At 32.5% G+C, this 19,518-nt stretch carries 18 protein-coding genes; 12 read left to right on the top strand and 6 right to left on the bottom strand.

The window, feature by feature from the left end; all coding sequences use genetic code 11:
* The first annotated feature begins 26 nt into the window (after positions 1–26).
* The 6 genes from PYW35_RS09845 (at position 27) to PYW35_RS09820 (ending at position 6,866) form a co-directional block, all read left to right on the top strand.
* On the top strand, positions 27–932 hold the full coding sequence (locus PYW35_RS09845) for a fumarylacetoacetate hydrolase family protein (protein ID WP_016912043.1): 906 nt from the start codon (positions 27–29) through the stop codon (positions 930–932).
* Between the two features lie 865 nt (positions 933–1,797).
* On the top strand, positions 1,798–2,187 hold the full coding sequence (locus PYW35_RS09840) for a tautomerase family protein (RefSeq protein WP_103323092.1): 390 nt from the start codon (positions 1,798–1,800) through the stop codon (positions 2,185–2,187).
* 223 nt (positions 2,188–2,410) lie between these two features.
* On the top strand, positions 2,411–3,199 hold the full coding sequence (locus PYW35_RS09835) for a tandem-type lipoprotein (protein WP_103323093.1): 789 nt from the start codon (positions 2,411–2,413) through the stop codon (positions 3,197–3,199).
* Between the two features lie 593 nt (positions 3,200–3,792).
* Positions 3,793–4,137: a DUF1516 family protein gene (locus PYW35_RS09830; RefSeq protein ID WP_016912362.1), complete on the top strand. Its 345-nt coding sequence runs from the start codon at positions 3,793–3,795 to the stop codon at positions 4,135–4,137.
* Positions 4,138–4,294: 157 nt separating this feature from the next.
* Positions 4,295–5,710, top strand: a complete 1,416-nt coding sequence (locus PYW35_RS09825) for an alpha-amylase family protein (RefSeq protein WP_103323094.1) — start codon at positions 4,295–4,297, stop codon at positions 5,708–5,710.
* A gap of 115 nt (positions 5,711–5,825) precedes the next feature.
* Positions 5,826–6,866: an NAD(P)H-dependent flavin oxidoreductase gene (locus PYW35_RS09820; protein ID WP_142381072.1), complete on the top strand. Its 1,041-nt coding sequence runs from the start codon at positions 5,826–5,828 to the stop codon at positions 6,864–6,866.
* A gap of 62 nt (positions 6,867–6,928) precedes the next feature.
* On the opposite strand, the gene PYW35_RS09815 is transcribed toward PYW35_RS09820, so the two are convergent.
* From PYW35_RS09815 to PYW35_RS09805, 3 genes are read right to left on the bottom strand one after another with little or no spacing between them, the layout of a single operon-like run.
* The gene (locus PYW35_RS09815) at positions 6,929–8,260 is read right to left on the bottom strand and encodes a CoA-disulfide reductase (RefSeq protein ID WP_103323095.1); all 1,332 of its coding nucleotides are present in this window, start codon (positions 8,258–8,260) and stop codon (positions 6,929–6,931) included.
* A gap of 6 nt (positions 8,261–8,266) precedes the next feature.
* Positions 8,267–9,112 (bottom strand): DegV family protein, encoded by an 846-nt coding sequence (locus PYW35_RS09810; RefSeq protein WP_103323096.1) that lies wholly within the window; start codon positions 9,110–9,112, stop codon positions 8,267–8,269.
* 12 nt (positions 9,113–9,124) lie between these two features.
* Positions 9,125–9,937, bottom strand: a complete 813-nt coding sequence (locus PYW35_RS09805) for a Cof-type HAD-IIB family hydrolase (RefSeq protein ID WP_016912367.1) — start codon at positions 9,935–9,937, stop codon at positions 9,125–9,127.
* Between the two features lie 119 nt (positions 9,938–10,056).
* Here PYW35_RS09805 and PYW35_RS09800 point away from each other — a divergent pair, with 119 nt between their 5' ends.
* On the top strand, positions 10,057–10,365 hold the full coding sequence (locus PYW35_RS09800; RefSeq protein ID WP_016912368.1) for a metal-sulfur cluster assembly factor: 309 nt from the start codon (positions 10,057–10,059) through the stop codon (positions 10,363–10,365).
* A 126-nt stretch (positions 10,366–10,491) separates the two neighbouring features.
* Here the strand turns inward: PYW35_RS09800 and PYW35_RS09795 are convergent, their stop codons facing one another.
* Positions 10,492–11,184, bottom strand: a complete 693-nt coding sequence (locus PYW35_RS09795; protein WP_016912369.1) for a Crp/Fnr family transcriptional regulator — start codon at positions 11,182–11,184, stop codon at positions 10,492–10,494.
* Positions 11,185–11,356: 172 nt separating this feature from the next.
* Between PYW35_RS09795 and clpB the strand changes: the two genes are divergently transcribed.
* Entirely contained in the window at positions 11,357–13,954 is a 2,598-nt protein-coding gene (clpB, locus tag PYW35_RS09790) for an ATP-dependent chaperone ClpB (protein WP_103323097.1), read from the top strand.
* 38 nt (positions 13,955–13,992) lie between these two features.
* On the opposite strand, the gene PYW35_RS09785 is transcribed toward clpB, so the two are convergent.
* The gene (locus PYW35_RS09785; RefSeq protein ID WP_016912371.1) at positions 13,993–14,196 is read right to left on the bottom strand and encodes a YjzD family protein; all 204 of its coding nucleotides are present in this window, start codon (positions 14,194–14,196) and stop codon (positions 13,993–13,995) included.
* Positions 14,197–14,383: 187 nt separating this feature from the next.
* Here PYW35_RS09785 and PYW35_RS09780 point away from each other — a divergent pair, with 187 nt between their 5' ends.
* Both PYW35_RS09780 and fabF read left to right on the top strand, forming a co-directional pair.
* Positions 14,384–15,325, top strand: a complete 942-nt coding sequence (locus tag PYW35_RS09780; RefSeq protein ID WP_016912372.1) for a beta-ketoacyl-ACP synthase III — start codon at positions 14,384–14,386, stop codon at positions 15,323–15,325.
* Between the two features lie 14 nt (positions 15,326–15,339).
* The gene (fabF, locus tag PYW35_RS09775) at positions 15,340–16,584 is read left to right on the top strand and encodes a beta-ketoacyl-ACP synthase II (RefSeq protein WP_016912373.1); all 1,245 of its coding nucleotides are present in this window, start codon (positions 15,340–15,342) and stop codon (positions 16,582–16,584) included.
* 171 nt (positions 16,585–16,755) lie between these two features.
* On the opposite strand, the gene PYW35_RS09770 is transcribed toward fabF, so the two are convergent.
* Positions 16,756–17,127, bottom strand: a complete 372-nt coding sequence (locus PYW35_RS09770) for a DUF3899 domain-containing protein (protein WP_016912688.1) — start codon at positions 17,125–17,127, stop codon at positions 16,756–16,758.
* 381 nt (positions 17,128–17,508) lie between these two features.
* Here PYW35_RS09770 and opp3b point away from each other — a divergent pair, with 381 nt between their 5' ends.
* Together opp3b and opp3C are read left to right on the top strand one after the other, a co-directional pair.
* Positions 17,509–18,435 (top strand): oligopeptide ABC transporter permease, encoded by a 927-nt coding sequence (gene opp3b / locus PYW35_RS09765; RefSeq protein WP_016912689.1) that lies wholly within the window; start codon positions 17,509–17,511, stop codon positions 18,433–18,435.
* The gene (gene opp3C, locus PYW35_RS09760; protein WP_016912690.1) at positions 18,435–19,505 is read left to right on the top strand and encodes an oligopeptide ABC transporter permease; all 1,071 of its coding nucleotides are present in this window, start codon (positions 18,435–18,437) and stop codon (positions 19,503–19,505) included. Before opp3b ends, opp3C begins: the two co-directional genes overlap by 1 nt.
* The last annotated feature ends 13 nt before the right edge of the window (positions 19,506–19,518 follow it).

Raw genomic sequence — 19,518 nt, 5'->3', positions numbered from 1 at the left:
AGAACAAGAAGGAGCTGACAAAGTGGATGAAATTTTTAACTTTTAAATATAAAGATATAACTTCTTATGGTGTGAAAGTAAAGCGTGAAGAAGCAGTATGGGATTTACGTAAAGTATTCTCAGACTTTGGAGATGAGGATTTTAACCCTAAAACTTTATTAGAAGGCTTACAATTAAATATTAACGTTGATTTTCAAGAAGCGGTTCGTAAAGCAGTCGTAAAAGTAGAAGAAACTGCTGAAAAAGACGATTATAAATATAGCTTCGAAGATATTGAATTTTTACCACCAGTAACACCGACAAATAATGTAATAGCATTTGGTCGTAATTACAAAAAACATGCTGAAGAATTAAATAATAAAGTTAATAGACTATATGTATTTACTAAAGCAGCATCATCTTTAACAGGTGATAATGCAGAAATTCCTAACCATAAAGATGTAACTGACCAATTAGATTACGAAGGTGAGTTAGGAATCGTAATCGGTAAATCAGGAGAAAAAATACCACGTGGTTTAGCACTAGATTACGTATACGGATATACAATTATTAATGATATTACAGATAGAAATGCTCAAAAAGAACATGATCAAGCATTTTTATCAAAATCATTAACAGGCGGTTGCCCAATGGGTCCATATATTGTAACTAAAGACGAATTACCATTACCAGAAGACGTTAATATTGTGACGAAAGTAAACAATGAAATTCGTCAAGACGGTAATACGAGCGAGATGATTTTGAAAATTGATGAATTAATTGCTGAAATCTCAAAATATGTAGCATTACATCCAGGAGATATTATTGCTACAGGAACACCAGCTGGAGTTGGAGCAGGTATGAACCCGCCACAATTTTTACAGCCAGGTGACGAAGTTAAAGTAACAATAGATGGAATTGGTACTTTAACGACTTTCATTAGTAAAAAATAATCATTAAAAGATAAAAAAGGTCAGGGATATTAACATCCCTAGTTAACATAAAAGAGCGTAAATTCTTAATTTCAAAGAATTTACGCTCTTTTTGATTTGCTATCTTGAGTCTTCGTGCGTTTCATACCTACATAGGTTTAGTATTAATTAGTAATAATAACCAAAAAAAATAACCATCCAACTTTAGCAGGTTAATGGTTATTTTTTAACTAAAACAGCTACCGTCTTTCGAACGGGCTCATAAGGGCAACATGTTAGCGTATGTTGTCCTTATTTGATTTTTACACATACATAATATCATGAAATGACATTTTTTGTCTAATGTTGTTAGTGGAATTTTTCTGAACGGACTATATGAGTTTTAAAATAAATAGGTGTACAATTTAAATTTTGATAAATACTATAGTCCACAATGTTAGATTACGCTATAATATAACTTGAGCAAGTTGGATAGATGGTGGCTAGTCTCATAAAAATGGGGTGATGCCTATGTTGTTGGTTTTTGCTCCTGGAAAGGAGTAACATGACTGATTATGAAATGCTGATGATTGTTATATCAATCATAGGTTTAGTATTAATTAGTAATAATAACCAAAAAAAATAACCATCCAACTTTAGCAGGTTAATGGTTATTTTTTAATAATATAATCAGCTACCGTCTTTCGAACGGGCTCATAAGGGCAACATGTTAGCGCATGTTGTCCTTATTTGATTTCTACACATACATAATATCATGAAATGTCATTTTTTGTCTAATGTTGTTAGTGATTTTTAATTTATAAAGCATCCAAATCATTTGTACTTAATCGCTAGTGTGATTATGATAAATGAGTATAATAAATCTAACGTGGAAGGAAGTTATTACATGCCATTAATGAAGATAGATTTAATCAAAGGAAGAGACAAAGAAGAAATTAAACAAATTTTAGATATTTCCTACAAAGTAATGTTAGATACTTTTAATGCACCTGAAGGAGATCGATATCAAATCGTTAATCAACACGAAGATTACGAAATGCAGATATTGGATACCGGGTTAGGTGTTGAGCGTACAAAAGACGTAATAGTATTCACAATCATCACGAGACCAAGGACACAGGAGCAAAAGCTTGCATTCTACAGCACTATTGTAGAAGAACTACATGATCAATTAGGTGTACGCACAGAAGATGTTATGTTTAGTTTAGTAGAAAATACAGATGAAAATTGGAGCTTCTTTAATGGAGAAGCACAGTTTTTAAATGGATCATTGTAAAAGGTTAAAGCAATGATATTCTTATTTGAATATCGTTGCTTTTTATTTTTGTTTGTATTAATCACAGTTAGTGAAAAAATTTAAAAATATAAAACACAAAAGTTACGGAATACATAAGAAAAAAGATCTTAAAATATTTATATTACCATTATCTAGTTATATAAAATGGTAATATAAATATATATAAACGAACAATTAAAAGTTAAATAGAAAGCGTGAGTAGATGGTTCATTCAAAGAAATTAATAATATGCATAAGTTTGATAATGTTAACAATATTTATTGGAGGATGTGGAATGATGGATAAAGTAGTAAGTAAAAAGCCAAATAAAGAAGAACAAATCAAGCAAAAATTCAGCAAAACACTAGACATGTACCCAATAAAAAACTTAGAGGATCTATATGACAAAGAAGGATACCGAGATGAAGAGTTTGATAAGGATGATAAAGGGATGTGGATACTTAGTTCCGAAATGGTTATCCAAAAACGAGGGGAAAATATGTTTTCAAGAGCAATGGTCTTATATATAGATAGAAATAAAAGGACAGCGACAGGGTACTTTGAAACTAGTGAAACTTTTGAAGATAAAGACGGTATGGTTGACAGTATTGATAAAGATTATCCAATAAAAATGGTTAACAATAAAATTATTCCAACTAAAAAGATAAACGATGCGAAGTTAAAGAAAGAAATCGAGGAATTTAAGTTTTTTGCACAGTATGCTGATTTCAAAGACTTAAAAAAATATAAGGATGGCAATATATCTTATAATCCAAGTGCGCCAAACTATTCAGCAGAATATCAATTGAAAAATGATGAATACAATGTGAAACAGCTTAGAAAACGATATGATATTCCTACTAAAAAAGCACCAAAATTACTATTAAAAGGTACAGGAGAATTAGAGGGGACATCAGTGGGATATGATAACTTAGAATACACTTTTGTAGAGAATAAAAAAGAGAATATATTCTTTACAGATAATATAAGTTACATTCCAGCTAAGGAGTAGAGATGTCGATGAAAAATGAATATCAAATAAAGTTGAAAGAGACAGCTTATGATTCCGAGGAAACAAGTGCAATATCTTTGGTATTATCAAGTCAGGGCTCACATGATAAATAGACCTCATGAATTTATCAAGTCAGGGCTCACATGATAAATAGCAAAAATCTTTATAATATTCTCCACGATTTTGCAAAGTGCTGACGCCCGGGGGAATAGTATGCGAGAGAGACTACAGGCTCGAACCATACCCCAGGCAAGCATGCACGAACAAAATCGTAAGATTTTAAAACATACAGTGCTTCTATGTTGCTTGTTTGGTAAGTCTTGCAACATACAGCATGCACTTGCAAAATCGTAGATTTCAAAATTAATAACAACTCATGTCTAGCTGAATATATCAGTGGTATGATTTGTTATTTATTTTGAGTTGGGATTTATCTCCAAAGTTCTTTTATTGTTATATGAATAAACTTTTGAATAAATTGTGAAAACTCAACAAACTTTAACATTTGGTATATAAAAAAGAGCCTTATTATATTTGTTCCTATGTTATAATGCTAGTGGAAAACAAATATTAATATTTAGGGGGAACTGAATATGATACATTTCCATATTTTTAGCTGGCTAGTAACTATTATTTTATTCTTTGTAGTATATATGAAAGTTACAAACAAACCAGTACATATGGTATTAAGATTATTCATGGTGCTTACATTAATTTCTGGTCTTGTTATATTTATACAAGCTATGGGCATTAATGGCATGCTATACGGTATCAAATTTATTCTTGGACTTGCTGTAATTGGATTAATTGAAATGACAATTGCTAAGAAGAAAAAGAATAAAAAGAGCCAAGGATTTTTCATTGCAACTATTGTTGTGATGGTATTAACAATTTTATTAGGTAGTTATTTACCAATGGGTGTATTACATTTTGGTTAATGATTAACTGTAACAAATCCATTCATAACTTTTACAAACAAAGTTATGAATGGATTTTTCTATAGAAATATTTTTTATGACAATTTCATGTTGTCCTATCAGTAAAGTAAACGTTTTAGTATAATAGAGATAATTGGTAATAAAGAGGGTTGAGTAAATGAATAAATGGACAAAATTAATCATAACAGTAATACTGATTGCGCCACTTTTTAATGGCTATGCATTTGCGCAAGATAAAGAATACAAAGATGTTAAATATCCTAGGATATATAGTTTAGTCGTCGATCGTTTTATGAACGGTAATAATTATAATAATAAAATGATAAAAAACAACGAGAAATCTAAAGATTTGCCACTTGGAGGAGATTTTCAAGGTATTGAATCTAAATTAGACTATATACATGACATGGGATTTAATACGATACACATTTCTCCAGTGTTTTCACATGAACAAAATGACTTTTTAGGCTATAAAGTCAATAACTATGATGAGATTGATAACGTTTTAGGTGGGGAAAAGGCATTTAAATCCCTTATTAGTGAAATACATAAAAAAGACATGAAAATTATTGTCGATATGCCGACTACTTATACAGATGAATTTAAGCAATCTGTTAATGGTGATTTAAACAAAGTACAACAGTCTTATTTTAAAAATGATAAATTTATAGATTTAAAAGATAATGAGAACCAGGGGATTTATAAAGCTAAAGTAAAATCTTTTGTAGATCAGTACGATGTAGATGGAATATCAATGAATATTGTACAGGATGATATCGATGCTCAAGCATTTTTACCTGAGGGATTAGATACTTATGGCATTATAAATAAAGACGGTATTGATGCGAAAAACTTTAAACATTTATCTACTAATAAAACAAGAACTGCTATTCAAAATGCTTTTAAAACTGTCGATACGGAAATACCAGACTATAAACAAGATGGAGAAGTACTCATTGCTGACACTTGGTTTACGGAAAGATTTACTAAACATGCAGCTGATGAAAATATGTTTCCTGGCACACGTATCAAGCAGATGATGACTTATATGTGGGGTTATAAAGGGCCAATAATGATGAATTATGGTACGGAAATAGCAGTTAATGGTTCAAAAATAGAAACGATTAACCAATTACAGAATTTTAGAACGGATAAAGAAGTCATCAATTATTTAGAAAAAATTTCAGAAACGTTCAAACAATATCAAGAGTTGCTTGAAGGAGACGTTAAAGTCTTACCTCACGATAAAGGAACAAATGTATTTTATTATGATACGAATACAGTTGATTATATTTTGAATATTAATGATTCGAGCAATTCTAAAAAAGTGACTTTAACAGATAAAGAGATAGAAAAAAATAAAATGCTTTCCGGTTTAATTTTAGGAGATAGTATTAAAAATAAAAACAATCAATATAACTTAATCACTGATAGAGAAGAAAGCGAGTTGTATGCAGTGATTAACGAAAGAGGATTAAATAATGGTTACTTTGTAGCAGCTATATTAGTTGTATTGTTATTCGGTTTATTTATCTTCCTCGTTTCAAGAAGAAGTAAAAGACAAAGAAAATAAAAATTAGGAACAGGCGTACAATTTAATCGTTGTACGTCTGTTTATTTATATAGATTAAATATTTCTGTATGACTCATAAACCCTTTCATAGCGTAATAGTACATATTTTGATACTATGTCATTATTTATTGCCTACTTTATAAATAGTATTATATGCAATAATATACTCTATATAAAATTAATTGGAAAGGGATATAATATGAAAAATAGAGTGACTGAAATTTTTAATATCGAAAAACCAATTATTCAAGGACCTTTGAATTCATTGACTAATCCTAAATTTATTGCAGCCGTTAGCGAAGCTGGTGGATTAGGGATATTAGGACCAAATGCAGGAGAAGCAAGGGTTACGCGTTCAGCAGCTGAAACGACAGAACGTATGAGAAAAGAAATTATTAAAATAAAACAACTAACAAATAAACCTTTTGCTTCAACAATTATGGTCAGTGAAGATATTACTTTCGTCGGAAATATCGTTGATATGCTTATTGAAGAAAACGTACCTATAGTATTAATTAATGGCTTGCTAGATCAAGAATTATTTAATAAATTAAAAGAAAATAATATGAGAATTATTTTTAGACCTATAACGCCTACAATAGAAAATGCGAAAGCTGCAGAAGAAATGGGGGCTGATGTATTTGTAGCAACTGGTTTCGATGAGGGAGGAACAGTACCAGAACGTGTGATTGGTACTTTTTCCATAGTGCCTATGATTGTAGATGCAATTAGTATTCCAGTTATTGCTGCTGGAGGCGTTGGCGATGTAAGAGGAGTGAGAGCTGCGTTTTGTTTAGGTGCTGAAGGTGTCTATGTAGGTAGTGTGCTTATTCCCACTATAGAAAATCCAGCTGCTGAAAATGTAAAACAATATATCGTTGATTCGAACGCTGAAGATTTAATTTTATTTAGAACTTTGCCAGCATATTATCGATCTTTGCCGGGTAAATTAGCTAAAGAATTAGAAGATATGGATAAAAATGGTGCGACAAATGAAGAACTCGCTAAACATATGGGTGCTGGAAGAAATATGAGACTTGGTATGGTAGAAGGAGATACAGAAAATGGTTATGTATCAGTAGGAACAGGTATAAGTCCTATTAAATCAATCTGTACTGTCAAAGAAGTAATAGATGATTTAATGCAAGATTTTTAAGATTTAATAAAAAAAGCATATCACTCTGTTTACTGAGAAAAATCAGTAGAGTGATATGCTTTTTATTTTGATTGTGCTTTATAACCTATCATATTGACGATATCTTTTGGACTAGAAAAAGGTGGGGCATAAGCAATTTCTATGTCTCTTAATTCATCTATCGTGAGTTCACCGATGATAGCTGTTGATAAGATATCAATACGCTTATCCGCACCATCTTTACCGACTGCACATGCACGTAAAATTTTACGAGAACTCTTTTCGAAATAAACGCGCAACGTAATGGGTTCAGCATTTGGATAATAACCAGCATGTTGCTTTTGAGTTTGTTCGACAACATCAACATCATAATTTTCCAATTCACTTTCTGAGATGCCGACACTTCCTAGTGCATAATCAAATACACGAACGATATTTGTTCCTAACAGGCCGCGGAAAGCTGATTTTTCATTGGATGACTTCGCTACGAGATTTTCAGCAATTAACGAAGCTGCTCTATGCGCACCCCAAGCTAAAGTGATACTTGTAGGCTTTTTAGTATGTCTATAAAACGTTTCAATCACATCACCAATTGCATAAACGCCTTCCAAATTTGTTTCGAAATATTCGTTGACTGGCACGTAACCTTGTTCATTTAATTGAAGTGATGATGATTTCAGCCAATCACTATTTGGCTCAATCCCAACACCTGTAATAACGATATCATAGTCTTCAACGTGGCCAGATTTAAATGTAACTGTTCGATCAGTAATACTTTCAATTTCCTCATTTAATCGATATTGAATCTCTCTTTTATCTAATTCTTCAAAGATGACGTTATTTAAATCTTTATCCATACTTTTGTTAATATGATCACTTCTATGAATTAAAGTTGTCTCTATGCCTCTATAAAATAAATTCTCTAAAATTTCTAAACTGACATATCCAGCACCAACTATCAATGCAGATTGAACCTTTTCGTTTACGATAAAGTTTTCAATTTCATCTGTATCAACTAAGTTTCTTAAAGTGAATACTCTATCTGATTGAATAGGTAAGTGTCTTGCTCGACAACCGGGACTTAAAATAAGTGTGTCATATTGGTCTTCAAAAGTTTCACCAGTTTGATGATTTTTAATCGTAATTGTTTTATGTGCATCATTTAAAGCGATTGCTTCATGATAAGTTTTTACAGTGATATTTTTTTTATCATAAAATTGTTCGGGTGTTGCAGATAACATTAAATCTCTATCTTCTACAACTTCACCTAAATAGTAAGGTAAACCGCAATTTGCAAAACTCATATCTCTATCTTTTTCATATACAACAATTTCACTTTCTGAATCAAGACGTCTAATTTGTGATGCAACTGTGGCTCCACCAGCAACTGCACCAACTACGATAATTTTATTCAATTACGATCACTCCTTATAATAAAATATTGCGATCGTGCCACTTCCTGTATGAGAACTAATAACGGGACCAATGTTTGAAATGATCACATCTTTAGGTGATAAAGTGTCTTGCATCAATGATTTTAGTCTTTCTGCTTCTTCGTAATCATCAGCATGCGTTATATAGATTGTTTCATTTGAAAAGTCGCTATTTTCATGTTTCATTTTTTCTATAATGGCATGCCATAGCTTTTTAGAGCCACGATATTTTTCGATAGGTACAAGTTTACCTTCTTCTACGTGTAATAAAGGTTTTATGTTTAATAAATTACCAAGAAAAGCTTGTCCTTTAGATAATCTGCCGCCACTTGCTAAATAGTTTAAGTCTTTTACCGTAAATAAATGTCTAATTTTCTCAAGTTTGACTTTAATATATTGATCTAATTCTTCAAATGTATAATCTTGCTGGATTTTATCTTGAACATCGAGTATAAGTTTCCCACACCCCATTGAAGCACTTAAAGTATCATAGATGGCTAAGTCGAGATTAGGGTACTCTTCTTTAACTTGCTCTTTAACTAAGCATGCAGTTTGGTATGTGCCGCTTAAAGCGCTGCTAAAAGCTAGATAAATAGCTTGTTCATTGTTTTCAGCGATTTCTGTGAATACTTTAGTCATTTGTTCCATAGTTGCTTGGTTTGTCTTAGGGTGTTTATTTTGCTTGATGGCAGCTAATACTTCTTCGTTCGATATTTCATATAGGTCTACTTTATTTTGGTTATCAATGACGATCCCATAAGGTAAAAAGTAGAATCCATATTCTTCAATTTGTGATAATGTTAAATCTGAACCACTATCTACTATCATTTTCATTTGAATAACCCCTTACATATTTAGTCCAAAATGTTTGTTTAAGTATTTTCCGATACCATCATTGTTATTAGTGTCTGTAACTTCTGTTGAAATTTCTTTAAGTTCTGGAATAGCATTACCCATAGCAATTCCGTAATTAGCAAATTGTATCATTTCAAAATCATTATCTTCGTCGCCAAATGCAATGATATTATCAAAGTCTATATTTAAATATTCAGCTACATATTTCACAGCTTTGCCTTTGTTAATACCCTTTTTAACAATCTCAATAACAGGAAATGGTGCGCCCCAACGACGATGTTCTATAAATTCAGCATAATGCTTATTTAAGTGCTTCTTAATATTAGGAATTTCATTTTCCTCTGCTTGTATTAATAAGCTCGTCGGTGATTCTGGAAGTAACTGGTTTAATTCACCATACTTAATTTCTGGGTTACCCATACTAAAACCTTCAAATAATGTTTGATCATAAGTATTAATATAAACTTGATCTCTTACTTCTGCTATAACGTTTTTAACGTTAAGTTGGCTTATATCTTGGAAAATTTTAGAAGCTATTCGTGCGTCAAATTGTTCGTGCTTTGGTTCAAATCTATTGTCAGTAGGGTGGTGTATATAGGCACCATTAAAATTAATAATAGGTGTGTTCATATCCATAGCATTATAATAATCTACGCTTGCTCGATATGGTCGACCTGTTGAAATAATAATTTCATGACCTGACTTCTTTAAATATTGTAATACGCTTTTAGTAAAAGGTGAGATGTGCTTTTCATCATTTAATAATGTGCCATCTAAATCTAAACAGATTAAATGTTTTTCCATATCGATAACTCCTTACTCATTTTCTTTTTGATACATACTATAATATCATATCATTTTCTTTAACCAATGCTTTAAATTTGATATATTATATATAGTAACTTTAAGAATGAGGTGAAAATATGGAAGAAGAAATGAAAGATAGTATTATTGGTGCACTTGAAAACGTAATTGACCCAGAACTTGGAATTGACATAGTTAACTTAGGTCTTATATACAACGTTGACTTAGACGATGCTGGATTATGTACAGTAGAAATGACACTAACTTCTATGGGTTGTCCTATGGGGCCACAAATTATAGATCAGGTTAAAACAGCTTTAGCTGAATTACCTGAAGTTAAAGAAACAGAAGTTAACATTGTTTGGAATCCACCATGGGGTAAAGACAAAATGTCACGTTACGCTAAAATTGCATTAGGTGTAAGCTAATAAAACAAATAAGCATATCACGCTACTGATTTTATTCAGTAAGTAGCGTGATATGCTTTTTTTATAATGGGACGATTTTGTTTGTGCAAGCTTGCCTAGGGTATGGTTCGAGTAGCACAATTTTAATTATTCTATTCTACAAATTGATAAAGGACAGTTTTCACAGTTTATAGATTTTTTTAAGTAATCTAAATCATGTATCGTAATTCTTTTATGCTGTACAGAGACGATGTTTTCCTTTTTTAAATAGCTCAACATTCGATTAACACTTTCTCTTGTTACGTTACAGAAGTTAGCTAATTCATGATTGGTTAAATCTACATTAATCAAAATACGATCGTCAACTTGAACGCCGTATGTGTTTGCTAGTTTAATGAGTATGGAATAGAAAGCACCTGTTTTTCCTAAAGTATATACATCTCTGATTAGATATTCGTTCTTTTCATTTTCGTTTTGAACCCACAGTAACCATTCGTATTTTAGCACTTCATCATTTAATATTGCTTCTTCAAATTGGTTTTTTGGCATGCTGTATACGATTGCTGCTTCTTTCACCCGTGCTGAGAGGCTATGTGTTTTTCTGCCACAAAACAAAGTAGTCGAACCGAAGATACTATGTCTTCCTAATAATTTCGTATTAAATTCTTTTCCGTCTTCCATCACACGATGTGTAATAACTTTTCCTTCAGAAATGACATAAATATGATTACATAAGTCTCCAGAATGGTATATATAATGGTGAGTGTCAAAATGTAGTCGTTGGCCGTTGTTTATAATGTATTCAATAACTGAAGTAGCTTCTGTATATGTAGTTTGCAAAAGATCACTTCCCCGTTTATTTTCAATTGTATTTTACCATAATATGGGATTAAAAAGCTTTGGAAATTTGATGTTTTATATTTGTCAAAGAAGGTCAAACAGTATATAATTAAATTAAGGTCAAAGATAGTCAAACTATTAGGCCGATGAAAAATTAAAAGAGGTGATACATTTGGATATTAATCAAATGACATATTCAGTTCAAAGTGTTATCGAGAAAGCACAACAATTATCACAATCATATCAACTACAAAATATTGAAATAGAAGCTGTATTATTATCAGCGTTAAATGAAGATGAAAGTGTTTTTAAAAGAACATTAGACAGAGCTAAAATTGATACAGAATCATTAAAAGAGAAATATGAACAAAAGTTAAATCAATATTCTGTAGTAAAAGGTGATAACGTCCAATATGGACAATACGTGTCGCCGAAACTCAATGAATTGTTTAACAAAGCTAATCAAATTAAAGAAGAAATGCAAGATGACTTCATGTCGATGGAACATATTTTAAAAGCAGCAATGGAAGTTGACCAAACGACTAAAGACATCATTGGAAATAAGAAAGAAGTCATAAATGAAATTATTAATAAAATAAGAGGGGGTAATCGTGTGACATCACAAAATCCTGAAGTGCAATATGAAGCACTATCTAAATATGGTAGAGATTTAGTTGAAGAAGTACGAAAAGGTAAAATGGATCCAGTTATTGGTAGAGACGAAGAAATTCGAAATACGATTCGCATATTAAGTAGAAAAACTAAAAACAACCCGGTATTAATTGGGGAACCTGGTGTAGGTAAAACAGCAATTGTAGAAGGATTAGCGCAACGTATCGTTAGAAGAGACGTTCCTGAATCACTTTTAGATAAGACGATATTTGAATTAGATTTATCAGCTTTAGTGGCTGGCGCTAAATTCAGAGGTGAATTTGAAGAAAGATTGAAAGCTGTCTTAAAAGAAGTAAAAGATTCAGAAGGTAAAATTTTACTTTTTATTGATGAAATTCATATGCTTGTTGGCGCAGGAAAAACAGAAGGTGCTATGGATGCAGGTAATATGCTCAAACCAATGCTAGCAAGAGGTGAATTGCACTGTATCGGTGCAACAACTTTAAATGAATACCGTCAATACATTGAAAAAGATTCTGCATTAGAAAGACGTTTCCAAAAAGTGAACGTGAAAGAACCAGACTTAGAAGATACTATTTCAATTTTAAGAGGTTTAAAAGAAAGATATGAAGTTCACCACGGTGTGCGTATACAAGATAGAGCGTTAGTAGCAGCGACAGAATTATCAGATAGATATATTACGGATCGATTCTTACCAGATAAAGCAATAGACTTAGTTGACCAAGCATGTGCGACGATTCGTACAGAAATGGGTTCTAACCCTACAGAATTAGATGCAGTAAATAGACGTGTTATGCAACTTGAAATTGAAGAAAACGCACTGAAATCTGAATCTGATCAAAGTAGCCAAATACGTTTAGAAGAATTACAAAAAGAATTAGCAGACGAAAAAGAAAAACAACAACAATTACAAAGTAAAGTTGAACAAGAAAAAGAACAAATCAAATCACTTCAAGATAAAAGAGCAGAGTTAGATGAAAGTAAACAAGCTTTAGAAAATGCGGAAAATCAATATGATTTAGCGAAAGCAGCAGAACTTAAACACGGTAAAATACCTCAAATAGAAGCGGAATTAAAAGCGCTAGAAAATGAATTTGCTGAAGAAACAGGTTCTGATCATGATCGTTTGATTAGAGAAATTGTAACAGATGAAGAAATTGGTTATATCGTAAGTCAATGGACAGGTATTCCAGTTTCAAGACTAGTTGAGACTGAAAGAGATAAATTGCTTAAACTATCAGATATTTTACACGAGAGAGTAGTAGGACAAGATGAAGCAGTTGATTTAGTATCTGATGCAGTAGTTAGAGCAAGAGCAGGTATTAAAGATCCGAATAGACCAATTGGTAGCTTCTTATTCTTAGGTCCAACAGGTGTCGGTAAAACGGAATTAGCTAAGACATTAGCAGCAACTTTATTCGATTCTGAAAAACATATGATTAGAATAGATATGAGTGAATATATGGAAAAACATTCAGTCGCACGACTCATTGGTGCGCCTCCAGGTTATGTAGGTTATGAAGAAGGTGGCCAACTAACTGAAGCAGTTAGAAGACAACCATACTCTGTCATACTACTTGATGAAATTGAAAAAGCACATAATGATGTATTCAACGTATTGTTACAATTGTTAGATGAAGGTAGATTAACAGATGCGAAAGGGCGCAGTGTCGATTTCAAAAATACGATTATCATTATGACGAGTAATATCGGTTCGCAATATTTATTAGAAGGTGTAACAGACGATGGTGAAATTGAAGATTCAGCTAAAAAACAAGTGAACGAAAGTTTACATGCTTACTTCAAACCAGAGATTTTAAATAGAATGGATGACATTGTATTATTTAAACCATTATCAGTTAAAGATATGAGTTTTATCGTTGACCATATTATTACGAACTTAAATATTAGATTGGTAGATCAACACATCAAAATTAATGTGGACCAAGATGTTAAAGAATGGATTGCGCAAGAAGCATACGAACCACAATTTGGCGCAAGACCATTAAAACGATTTGTACAAAGACAAATCGAAACACCATTAGCAAGATTGATGATCGGTCAAGAATTGAAAGAAGGTACAAATGTAGATGTACATCTAGTAGATGGTGAAGTGAAATTTGAAGTAAATGAATAAAGAAAAAATCCCGTCAAATGAAATTGACGGGATTATTTTTATGAATGTTGTGCTTTTTGTTTGTCCGATGACGATTTACCAACTAAAATATCTAGTAGAATAATAACAACTGTAAAGATAACAGCATAAACTGTTGGACTAACAAAGTTTAGCGCTTCTGTAGAGCCACCTAAACTATGTAAAACAAAGTTAATCATTTGTGACAATAAGAATGCCCATATGAATGTTAAGATGTAATGCATATCTCATCCTCCGTAACTTTTAATATCATATCTTTCATTATAATTAACTTTTTATAAATTGTATACCTATAATTATGAAAACGATTTAAATATTTTCTATTAATAAGACTGTGCTTGTGTATTAAGGCATAAGTGTGTTAAATTAGTACCTGATAATAACAACAGATTATAAGAAGGTGTCAATATAATGGATATTGGTATAAAAGGTTTTGGTGCTTATGCGCCGAAACGTGTGGTAAAAAATGAACATTTTGAAAAATATTTAGAAACATCCGATGAATGGATTACTAAAATGACAGGTATTAAAGAAAGACGCTTTGCTGCGGACGATGAAGACACAAGTGATTTAGCTTATGAAGCGGCAGTTAGAGCGATAGAAGATGCAGGTATAGATAAAGATGAAATAGAAATGGTTATCGTAGCAACTTCAACAGGTGATAAACCATTTCCAACGGTTGCAACAACTTTACAGAAGAGATTAGGCTTAAATAAAGTGCCTTCAATGGACCAACTTGCGGCTTGTACTGGGTTTATTTATGGTATTGTGACTGCACAACAATTTGTTAATTCAGGTCTTTATAAAAACGTACTAGTAGTTGGTGCTGATAAACTCACTAAAATTACAGATATGCATGATCGTAGTACAGCAATTTTATTCGGTGATGGAGCGGGTGCTGCTATCATTGGTGAAGTATCTGAAGGTAGAGGTATTTTAGGTGTTGAACTTGGTTCAGATGGTAACGGAGCGCCATATTTATATCAAGATATGGATGAACATACCATTCAAATGAATGGTAGAGAAGTGTTTAAATTCGCAGTAAGAATTATGGGAGAAGCTTCTACTAAAGTAGTAGAAAAAGCTGGTCTTACGGCAAATGACATTGATATGTTCGTACCACACCAAGCCAATATTAGAATTATGGAATCTGCTAGAGAAAGATTAGGTATTGAAAAAGAAAAAATGAGTGTAACAGTAGATAGATTCGGGAATACATCTGCTGCATCAATACCCTTAAGTATTGCATATGAATTAGAACAAGGTAAAATAAAAGACAACGATACAATAGTCCTAGTTGGATTTGGTGGTGGCCTGACATGGGGTGCCATAACGTTACGCTGGGGTAAATAGGAGGATATTGAATAATGACAGAGAAAAAGCGTGTTGTAATGACTGGTTTAGGGACGTTAAACCCGTTAGGAAATGATGTGCCTACAACTTGGAATAATGCAATTAATGGTGTAAACGGCATAGATGAAATAACAAGAATTGATGTTTCTGAATTTCCAGCTAAATTAGCAGGTGAATTGAAAGATTTTAACATTGAAAATCATATTGCGAAAAAAGATTCTCGTAAAATGGACAGATTTACTCAATACGCAATTGTTGCTGCTCGTGAAGCTTTAAAGGACTCTAAATTCGAAATTACTGACGAGAACAGTGATCGAATAGGTGTTTGGATTGGGTCAGGTATCGGCGGAATGGAAACATTCGAAGTTTCACACAACATGTTATTGAAACGTGGACCTAAAAGAGTAAGTCCATTCTTCGTACCAATGATGATTCCTGATATGGCTACAGGACAAGTATCTATTGATTTAGGTGCAAGAGGGCCTAACGGTTGTACAGTTACGGCTTGTGCAACAGGTACAAACTCTATTGGAGAAGCTTTTAAAATTATTCAACGTGGAGATGCTGATTTAATGTTAGCAGGTGGTACAGAGGCACCTATAACAGAAATGGCAATGGCAGGATTTAGTGCTAATAAAGCATTATCTACAAACCCTGATAGAAATTCAGCATGTCGTCCATTCCAAGAAGGCAGAGATGGGTTTATTATGGGTGAAGGAGCTGGAGTGGTTGTCCTAGAATCACTTGAATCAGCTGAAGCACGTGGCGCTCATATTTATGCTGAAGTAGTAGGATATGGATCAACAGGAGATGCTTATCATATTACTGCACCTTCACCAAATGGAGAAGGCGGAGCACGCGCTATGCAAGCAGCAATTAAAGATGCAGGCATTAAACCTGAAGACATTCAATATTTAAATGCTCATGGTACAAGTACGCCAATTGGAGATTTATATGAAGTTTTAGCTATTAAATCTACTTTTGGAGAAGCTACTAAAAACTTAAAAGTAAGTTCTACTAAATCAATGATGGGACATTTACTTGGTGCGACTGGTGCAGTTGAATCAATCTTAACTGCATTATCAATTGAAAATAGTATTGTAGCACCTACTATCAATGCTGATACACCTGATCCAGAAATTGATTTAGACTATACACCGAACAAAGCGGCTAAATTAGATATAGAGTACGCAATGAGTAATAGTCTTGGTTTTGGCGGACATAATGCAGTATTAGTATTTAAAAAGTATACAAAATAATATTCAATATAAAAGATATCTTCATTAGGCTATTGCCTAGTGAAGATATCTTTTTTTTATTTTAAAATTTTATGATTTTGAAAGTGGATGCTTGCCTTATGAATATGGTTCGAGCCTGTAGTCGCGCGCGGCATACTATTCCCCTGGGCGTCCACACTTTTTTTACGATGTTTAAACGACAAATCCAATAATGATTGAAATGATAAAAAATAAAGTGCTTAATGTGACAAATGGAACAATCCAATTATATTGTTTCGTTTCTTTTAAATGTAAATTATTCATATTAGGATTCATGAGTTCGTCATCTTTCAAATAATCTTGTGAAGCTTTTGATTTCATGTGGAAATTAAATTTTCTCAAAGCTTGACGTGATACTTTTCCAACACCATCTTGTTTCATTGCAAACAGCCAACTTGCTGCAAAAAATAAAGTCATAATATAAAAGTATATATTAACTGCTTGATCTACATCCTTTAAAAAGATAAGACATAATAATAAAAATATACCTATATACGAAATAGAAAAAATACCCCAAAATTTCATAATTACCTACCTCTTACGTTTAGAATTAATTGTATTATAACAGATTGAAAAAAAGATTTTATGTTTTGCGGAACTTAATAAAAAAATAAGTGTAATTTTACTTATGTATAATTATTGCATGCGATTACATAATAAATGACTGAAAATTAGAAAAAATAGGTAATAATTATCCATGAATGGTATAATTATACTGCATATGTGTATATTATCATCGCGTTGTCGCTTTATTGTAATAAAATAATCACCTATTTTAGAGAGTTTCATATTCAAAATTCAGAATATTCGTGTTGATTTACATTGTATAAATTCTGTATAATGTATATAAATATTTCAGAATATTAAAAGAAATATGAATTCGATAAGGGGATAGGAGGCAAAACAATGGTTAGGTATACTTTGAAGCGTATTTTTTATATGTTCATATCATTGTTTTTAATTATGACGATAACATTTTTCTTAATGAAATTGTTACCGGGTTCACCGTACAACGATGAGAAATTATCAGAAGAACAAAAGGTTATTATAAACGAAAAGTATGGTTTGAATGATCCTGTACCAGTACAATATGCAAATTACTTAGGGAGTGTTGCAAAAGGAGACTTCGGTATTTCATTCCAATACGATAACAGAGAGGTTTGGAGTTTGATTAAACCGAGACTTGGACCATCTGTTGAAATGGGTACATATGCGATGATTTTAGGAACTATAACGGGACTATTACTTGGTATAGTTGCTGCTATCAGACAGAATACAATTATAGATTATGGGGCCACCTTCCTATCGGTAATATTTATTTCTGTTCCTTCGTTCGTTCTAGCGGTACTACTACAATACGTATTTGCAGTGGAGTGGCAAATATTCCCTGTAGCAGGTTGGAGTGGATTTATGACAGCAGTATTACCATCAATTGCTCTTGCGGCAGGTGTGACAGCAACAATTGCGCGTTACATTCGTTCTGAGATGATTGAGGTCTTGGGTTCTGATTACATAGAATTAGCGAGAGCTAAAGGGATGTCTAGCGCTCGAGTTATATTTGGACACGCGGTTCGTAATGGGTTAATTCCTATTGTTACAATTATCGTTCCAATGTTAGCAGGTATTTTAACAGGTACTTTAACAATTGAAAATATATTCGGCGTACCAGGTCTTGGTGACCAATTCGTACGTTCGATTCAAACAAATGACTATCCAGTCATTATGGCTTTAACTTTATTATTTAGTTTCTTATTTATAATATCTATCTTCATTGTTGACGTATTATATGGACTTATAGATCCGAGAATTCGTGTGCAAGGAGGTAAGAAATAATGAGTAAAGATCAAGAAAATAAATTAAACAATAGCGGTTATGATAATGCCTCAGTCACGCATTCTACACAAGGTATGCCTGCTGACAGCTTTGTATTACACGGTAGAGACAAAATAGTAGAAGAAAAGTTCGAAAGAAAAAGTCGTACATTTTGGCAAGATGCATGGAAACAATTAATTGGTAATAAATTAGCAGTCATTGGTCTTATAGGATTGTTAATCATGACGTTAGTGTCACTTACTGGTCCACTAATGAATGATCATAAATTTAGTGATCAAAATGTTTCGCACGCTAACTTACCACCAAAAATTCCAGTGTTAGATAAAGTTCCATTTTTACCATTTGATGGTACTGACCGAGATGGCTTTGATTTATATGAAAGTCAAAACGTGAATGAAAATTACTGGTTTGGTACTGACGAACTTGGACGTGATTTATGGACACGTACATGGAGAGGTACACAAGTATCACTATTTATTGGCTTAGTTGCAGCAGCGCTAGATATCTTTATTGGTGTTATATATGGTGCAGTTTCAGGTTACTTTGGTGGAAGAATTGATGATATTTTACAGCGTATCGTTGAAATTTTATCTTCTATTCCAAACTTGATTGTCGTTATTTTATTCGTATTATTATTCGATCCATCTATGTGGACCATTATATTAGCGATGTCGGTAACAGGTTGGCTCGGGATGAGTCGTATCGTACGTGGTCAGTTCTTAAAACTTAAAGAACAAGAATTCGTAATGGCTTCTAGAACGTTAGGGGTTTCAAACTTTAAACTAATCTTTAAACATATTTTGCCAAACACACTAGGACCAATTATTGTAACTTCAATGTTTACAGTTCCAAGTGCAATATTCTTCGAAGCTTTCTTAAGTTTCATTGGGTTAGGTATTCCAGCACCACAAGCATCATTAGGTTCATTAGTTGATACAGGAAGAAAAATGTTATTAATCTTCCCACATGAATTATTTGTACCAGCTATCGTGCTTAGTTTGTTAATCTTATTCTTCTACTTATTCAGTGATGGATTAAGAGATGCTTTCGACCCTAAAATGCGTAAATAATAAGGAGGAAATT

Origin of the sequence: Mammaliicoccus vitulinus, assembly GCF_029024305.1 — a bacterium.
Classification (GTDB): domain Bacteria; phylum Bacillota; class Bacilli; order Staphylococcales; family Staphylococcaceae; genus Mammaliicoccus; species Mammaliicoccus vitulinus.
This window is presented reverse-complemented; position numbering and strand designations above follow the sequence as displayed.

Coding starts and splice junctions, on each gene's coding strand:
- PYW35_RS09845 (WP_016912043.1), top strand. CDS start 27: ATGAAATTTTTAACTTTTAAATATAAAGATATAACTTCTTATGGTGTG.
- PYW35_RS09840 (WP_103323092.1), top strand. CDS start 1,798: ATGCCATTAATGAAGATAGATTTAATCAAAGGAAGAGACAAAGAAGAA.
- PYW35_RS09835 (WP_103323093.1), top strand. CDS start 2,411: ATGGTTCATTCAAAGAAATTAATAATATGCATAAGTTTGATAATGTTA.
- PYW35_RS09830 (WP_016912362.1), top strand. CDS start 3,793: ATGATACATTTCCATATTTTTAGCTGGCTAGTAACTATTATTTTATTC.
- PYW35_RS09825 (WP_103323094.1), top strand. CDS start 4,295: ATGAATAAATGGACAAAATTAATCATAACAGTAATACTGATTGCGCCA.
- PYW35_RS09820 (WP_142381072.1), top strand. CDS start 5,826: ATGTCATTATTTATTGCCTACTTTATAAATAGTATTATATGCAATAAT.
- PYW35_RS09810 (WP_103323096.1), bottom strand. CDS start 9,112: ATGAAAATGATAGTAGATAGTGGTTCAGATTTAACATTATCACAAATT.
- PYW35_RS09805 (WP_016912367.1), bottom strand. CDS start 9,937: ATGGAAAAACATTTAATCTGTTTAGATTTAGATGGCACATTATTAAAT.
- PYW35_RS09800 (WP_016912368.1), top strand. CDS start 10,057: ATGGAAGAAGAAATGAAAGATAGTATTATTGGTGCACTTGAAAACGTA.
- PYW35_RS09785 (WP_016912371.1), bottom strand. CDS start 14,196: ATGCATTACATCTTAACATTCATATGGGCATTCTTATTGTCACAAATG.
- PYW35_RS09780 (WP_016912372.1), top strand. CDS start 14,384: ATGGATATTGGTATAAAAGGTTTTGGTGCTTATGCGCCGAAACGTGTG.
- fabF (WP_016912373.1), top strand. CDS start 15,340: ATGACAGAGAAAAAGCGTGTTGTAATGACTGGTTTAGGGACGTTAAAC.
- PYW35_RS09770 (WP_016912688.1), bottom strand. CDS start 17,127: ATGAAATTTTGGGGTATTTTTTCTATTTCGTATATAGGTATATTTTTA.
- opp3b (WP_016912689.1), top strand. CDS start 17,509: ATGGTTAGGTATACTTTGAAGCGTATTTTTTATATGTTCATATCATTG.
- opp3C (WP_016912690.1), top strand. CDS start 18,435: ATGAGTAAAGATCAAGAAAATAAATTAAACAATAGCGGTTATGATAAT.